Origin of the sequence: Actinotalea sp., assembly GCF_041597215.1 — a bacterium.
Classification (GTDB): domain Bacteria; phylum Actinomycetota; class Actinomycetes; order Actinomycetales; family Cellulomonadaceae; genus Actinotalea.
In genome coordinates, this window is the sequence record NZ_JBFHHB010000246.1 from 1 (window position 1) to 4,573 (window position 4,573).

Genomic DNA, 4,573 nt, shown 5'->3' on the forward strand with positions numbered 1-4,573 from the left:
ATGGGCGTGCGCGTCCTCCTTGCGCGTGTAGTGCAGGTCGTTCGTCGCGATCAGCGGGGCGTCGATCGTGCGGGCGAGGCGGATGAGGTCGGGGATGACACGCCGCTCGATGTCGAGCCCGTGGTCCATCAGCTCGACGAAGAGGTTCTCCTTGCCGAAGATGTCCTGGAGCTCTCCCGCGGTGCGTACGGCCTCGTCCCACTGGCCGAGGCGCAGCCTTGTCTGCACCTCGCTCGAGGGGCAGCCGGTGAAGGCGATCAAGCCGTCGTGATAGGTCGTCATGAGCTCGCGGTCCATCCGCGGCCACTTGCCCATCTGCCCCTCGAGCGAGGCGAGCGAGCCCATCCGGAACAGGTTGTGCATCCCGGCGGTCGTCTCGGAGACGAGGGTCATGTGGGTGTACGCGCCTCGCGCGGAGACGTCGTCCCCGGCCTGGTCGCCGTCACCGAAGCGCACCCGGGTCTGGTCGAAGCGGCTCGTGCCAGGCGTGACGTACGCCTCGACGCCGATGATCGGCTTGATCCCGTGCTTGGTGGCCCGCTGCCAGAAGTCGAAGGCCCCGAAGAGGTACCCGTGGTCGGTGATCGCCAGTGCCGACTGGCCGAGCCGCTCGGCCTCGGTCAGCAGCTCCTCGATACGCGCCGCGCCGTCGAGCATCGAGTACTCGGTGTGCGCGTGGAGGTGGACGAAATCTCCCGCAGCGGCCATGGAGGCCATCCTAGGTCGCCCCGCCGACAGCACGGACCGGTGCCGACGTGGCGGACCTCACGCGCCGTCGCGCAGCACGGCCCATGCCGCGGCGAGGTCCTCGGGGTAGGTGCTGGAGACCTCGAGCCACTGCCCGGTGCCCGGGTGGTCGAAACCGAGCCGGACGGCGTGCAACCACTGCCGACGCAGCCCGACCCGGGCCGCAAGGGCGGGGTCGGCCCCGTAGGCGAGGTCACCGGCGCAGGGGTGGCGCACGGCCGACATGTGCACCCGGATCTGGTGCGTGCGTCCGGTCTCGAGGTGGACCTCGACGAGCGAGGCCGCCGGCACCATCTCGAGCACCTCGTAGTGGGTGATCGACGGCTTGCCGGCGGCAGTCACCGCGAAACGGTAGTCCGCTCCCGGGTGCCGACCGATCGGGGCGTCGATCGTGCCCGTCGTCGGTTCGGGGTGTCCCTGCACGACGGCGTGGTAGACCTTCTCGACCGTCCGCTCCTTGAAGGCACGCTTGAGCTCGGTGTACGCCCGCTCGCTCTTGGCCACGACCATCAGCCCGGAGGTGCCGACGTCGAGCCGGTGCACCACCCCCTGGCGCTCGGCCGCTCCGGACGTCGAGATCCGGCGCCCGGTCGCCGCGAGCGCACCGACGACGGTCGGCCCCGTCCAGCCCGGCGAGGGGTGGGCAGCGACCCCGACGGGCTTGTCGACGACGACGACGTCCTCGTCCTCGTGGACGATCCGCATCCCGGGGACCGGTTGAGGGTCCACGGCGGCGGCCTCGCCGTCGACCTCACGCAGGTCGACCTCGAGCCAGCTGCCGCCGACCAGGCGGTCGGACTTGCCGACCGGACGCCCGTCGACGAGGACGGCGCCGGACTGGGCGAGCTCGGCAGCCCGCGTCCGGGACACGCCCAGCAACCGCGACAGCGCGGCATCGACCCGCTCGCCTGCCAGCCCGTCGGGCACCGGCAGCTCGCGGGTGCTCACCGGCCCTCGGTCGTCGACGGGCGCGCGCCGGCTGCGGACCCCGAGCCGTCGGGCGGCTCGACCGCCGGCGCCACGGGCCCGCTCGTGCTGTCGCCCGCTCCGGACTCCTCGGCGGCGTCCGCCGCCCCGTCCGCGGGACCGTCCACCGGCTCGCCCTCCGGCGCGTCCGACACGCGAAGACCCTCGACCGTGATCCCCCGCAGGCTCAGCAGCACGATGAGCACCGCCGCCGCGACGATCGCGATGTCCGCGACGTTCCCGATGAACACCTGCCCGTAGGCGATGAAGTCGACGACGTGGCCCACGGCGAAGCCAGGGGGCCGGAAGAGCCGGTCGACGAGGTTGCCGAGCGCTCCGCCCAGCAGGAGACCGAGGCCGACGGCCCATGCGGCCGAGCCGAGCCGTCGCGAGACCCGGACGATCACCACGGTGACCCCGACGGCGGCCACCGTGAAGATCCAGGTCATCCCGCTGGCGAAGCTCAGCGCGGCACCGGGGTTGAAGATGAGCTGGAGACCGAGCAGGTCGCCGATCAGCGGCGTCCGCTCCCCCTCGGTGAGTCGCGCCAGGGCCCACACCTTGGTGAGCTGGTCCGCGACGAGCACCACGAGGGCGACGACGGCGAGCATGGCCACCCGGGGGTGGGGAGCACGGGGCACGGTCAGCGACGCTCCTGGCGGGCCTTGCAGGTCACGCAGAGGGTCGCGCGCGGGAAGGCCTGGAGCCGGGCCTTGCCCACGGCCGATCCGCAGGACTCGCAGGTGCCGAAACCGGGCTGGCCGATGCGCTGCAGCGCACTCTCGTTCTGCTCGAGCAGGTCTCGCGTGTTGTTGACCATCGTGAGCTCCTGCTCGCGCTCCAGCGCGCTGGAGCCGGAGTCGGCCTGGTCGTCGCCCGCACCGTCCCCGGAGTTCCGGAGCAGGTCGGAGAGCTCGGCGTCGGCGTCGGAGAGCTCGACCCGCAACCGGGCGATCTCCACCACGAGCTCCTCACGCAGCTCGTCCACCTCGGCGACCGTCCAGGGGGTCTCCCCCTCGCGGACGGGGAAGGCGGCGACGAGCGTCTCGCGACCGCCGGACGCGACGGTGTCGCCCTGGGCAGCGCCCTTGGTGTTCTCGTTGCCCATCGATGCTCCCCAGTAGGTGAAGAAGTCACGCGAGACTAGACCGCGCGGCCCGGACGCACAACGCACCACACCGACCGTGCCGGTGTGGTGCGTCGTGGCGATGCTCAGTCGTTGAACGAGATGCCCGGCTCCCCGCCGGCGCGGGGCGCGACGGACGCACCACGGGCGTCCAGGTCGCCGAGGAGGTTCTCCAGGTAGCTCTTCAGGCGCGTGCGGTAGTCACGCTCGAAGACGCGGAGCTCGTCGATCTTGCGCTCCAGGAGGCCACGCTCCTGCTCGAGCTGCGCGAGGGTCCGGTTCGATGTCTCCTCGGCCTCGCGCACGATCCGCGAGGCCTTGGTCTTGGCGTCCGTGATGATCCGGTCGCCCTCCTCCTGGCCGGAGCGGACGTAGTCGTCGTGGAGCTTCTGCGCGAGCTGCAGCATCCCGGTGGCCGACTCGGGCTCGTTCACCCGTGCGGCGGCAGGAGCCGCGGCGGCGACCGGCGCCGCCACCGGAGCAGGGGCCGGCTCGGGCTCCGGCTCGGGCTCGGGCTCGGGGGCGACGAAGGGCTCGGGAGCTGCGACAGGAGCCTCGAAGGCGCCGAAGGCCGGTGCGGCCTCGCCCCGACTGAGCTCGGCGACACGCCGCTCGGCGGCGGCGAGCTTGCTCTTGAGGTCGTCGTTCTCGGCGGCGACGGCCTTGAGGGTCGAGACGACCTCGTCGAGGAAGTCGTCGACCTCGTCCTGGTCGTAGCCCTCACGGAACTTCGTCGCCTGGAACTTCTTGTTCAGGACATCGTCTGCGGTCAGCAGCGCCATGGTCTCACCTCGTTCGTTCGTACTCATGTGGCCCGGGCAGTCCGCCGACCCCCGGGCCCACGGTAGCGGAGATTGGCGGGTGCGCGCTGACCTGCGGTCCCACGCCACGCCAGCAATATCAGAAGCTGCCGAGGAAGGTCAGCAGCATGGAGCACGCGAGCATCACCAGGAGGAAGCCGAGATCGAGCCGTACCGACCCCAGCGTCAGGGGCGGCACCACCTTGCGCACGGCCTTCAGTGGTGGATCGGTGATCGTGTAGGTCACCTCTGCGACCACCAGCATCGCCCCCCGCGGACGCCAGTCCCGGACGAAGACCTGCACCCAGTCCAGGACGAGACGCACGAACAGCAGGATGAAGAAGAGGAAGACGACGAGGTACAGCAGGCGCAGGAGGAACATCGACTCAGCTCTGGTTGTAGAAGCCGGCGCGCTCGCCGGGAGCTGCCACCTGCTCCTCGCCTGCGATCTCGATGTTCTCGGGCGAGAGCAGGAAGACCTTGCTCGTCACTCGCTCGATCGCCCCGTGCAGACCGAAGATCAGGCCGGCCGAGAAGTCGACGAGCCGCTTGGCGTCCGCGTCCGTCATCTCCGAGAGGTTCATGATCACCGGGGTGCCCGACCGGAAGGCCTCGCCGATGACTCGCGCGTCGTTGTACGAGCGGGGGTGGATCGTGCTGATCCGACGCAGCTCGCTGGACACCCGGGTGGTACGTGCGACCGGGCGGAGCTCGGTCACCTCGGCCCTGTGCACCGGCTCGTCGACGTACTCGTCCTCGTACTCGACGTACTCCTCCGCGGCAGCGCGGTCCTCCTCGGCCAGCCCGAGGTACAGCATCGTCTTGCGCAGCGCTCCGGCCATGAGGGGCCTCCACCTTCCGTACGGTCCACGGTGGACCGCTGCCGAGGCGGCGATCCGGTCGCATTCACGCTAACCCAGCAGTGCCGTCCGCC

At 70.9% G+C, this 4,573-nt stretch carries 7 protein-coding genes; all 7 read right to left on the reverse strand.

Going from position 1 to position 4,573, the window contains the following annotated elements; genetic code table 11:
- On the reverse strand, positions 1-717 hold a 717-nt coding region (locus tag ABWK99_RS13790; protein ID WP_372595275.1), incomplete at its 3' end, for a PHP domain-containing protein.
- Between the two features lie 48 nt (positions 718-765).
- Positions 766-1,695, reverse strand: a complete 930-nt coding sequence (locus ABWK99_RS13795) for an RluA family pseudouridine synthase (RefSeq protein WP_372595276.1) — start codon at positions 1,693-1,695, stop codon at positions 766-768.
- On the reverse strand, positions 1,692-2,354 hold the full coding sequence (gene lspA, locus ABWK99_RS13800; protein ID WP_372595277.1) for a signal peptidase II: 663 nt from the start codon (positions 2,352-2,354) through the stop codon (positions 1,692-1,694). The genes ABWK99_RS13795 and lspA overlap by 4 nt, the downstream gene beginning before the upstream one ends.
- Positions 2,355-2,356: 2 nt before the next feature.
- Entirely contained in the window at positions 2,357-2,821 is a 465-nt protein-coding gene (locus tag ABWK99_RS13805; RefSeq protein WP_372595278.1) for a TraR/DksA family transcriptional regulator, read from the reverse strand.
- A 104-nt stretch (positions 2,822-2,925) separates the two neighbouring features.
- Positions 2,926-3,621 carry a DivIVA domain-containing protein gene (locus tag ABWK99_RS13810; RefSeq protein ID WP_372595279.1) on the reverse strand — a complete coding sequence of 232 codons (696 nt, stop codon included), beginning with the start codon at positions 3,619-3,621 and terminating at the stop codon, positions 2,926-2,928.
- A 118-nt stretch (positions 3,622-3,739) separates the two neighbouring features.
- Positions 3,740-4,021, reverse strand: coding sequence for a YggT family protein (locus ABWK99_RS13815; protein WP_372595280.1), 282 nt, complete (start codon positions 4,019-4,021; stop codon positions 3,740-3,742).
- 4 nt (positions 4,022-4,025) lie between these two features.
- Positions 4,026-4,481: a cell division protein SepF gene (locus tag ABWK99_RS13820; RefSeq protein WP_372595281.1), complete on the reverse strand. Its 456-nt coding sequence runs from the start codon at positions 4,479-4,481 to the stop codon at positions 4,026-4,028.
- Positions 4,482-4,573: the final 92 nt, after the last annotated feature.

Excerpts from the sequence above, each read along its gene's own strand:
- ABWK99_RS13805 (WP_372595278.1), bottom strand. The coding sequence starts at position 2,821 with ATGGGCAACGAGAACACCAAGGGCGCTGCCCAGGGCGACACCGTCGCG.
- ABWK99_RS13810 (WP_372595279.1), bottom strand. The coding sequence starts at position 3,621 with ATGGCGCTGCTGACCGCAGACGATGTCCTGAACAAGAAGTTCCAGGCG.
- ABWK99_RS13815 (WP_372595280.1), bottom strand. The coding sequence starts at position 4,021 with ATGTTCCTCCTGCGCCTGCTGTACCTCGTCGTCTTCCTCTTCTTCATC.
- ABWK99_RS13820 (WP_372595281.1), bottom strand. The coding sequence starts at position 4,481 with ATGGCCGGAGCGCTGCGCAAGACGATGCTGTACCTCGGGCTGGCCGAG.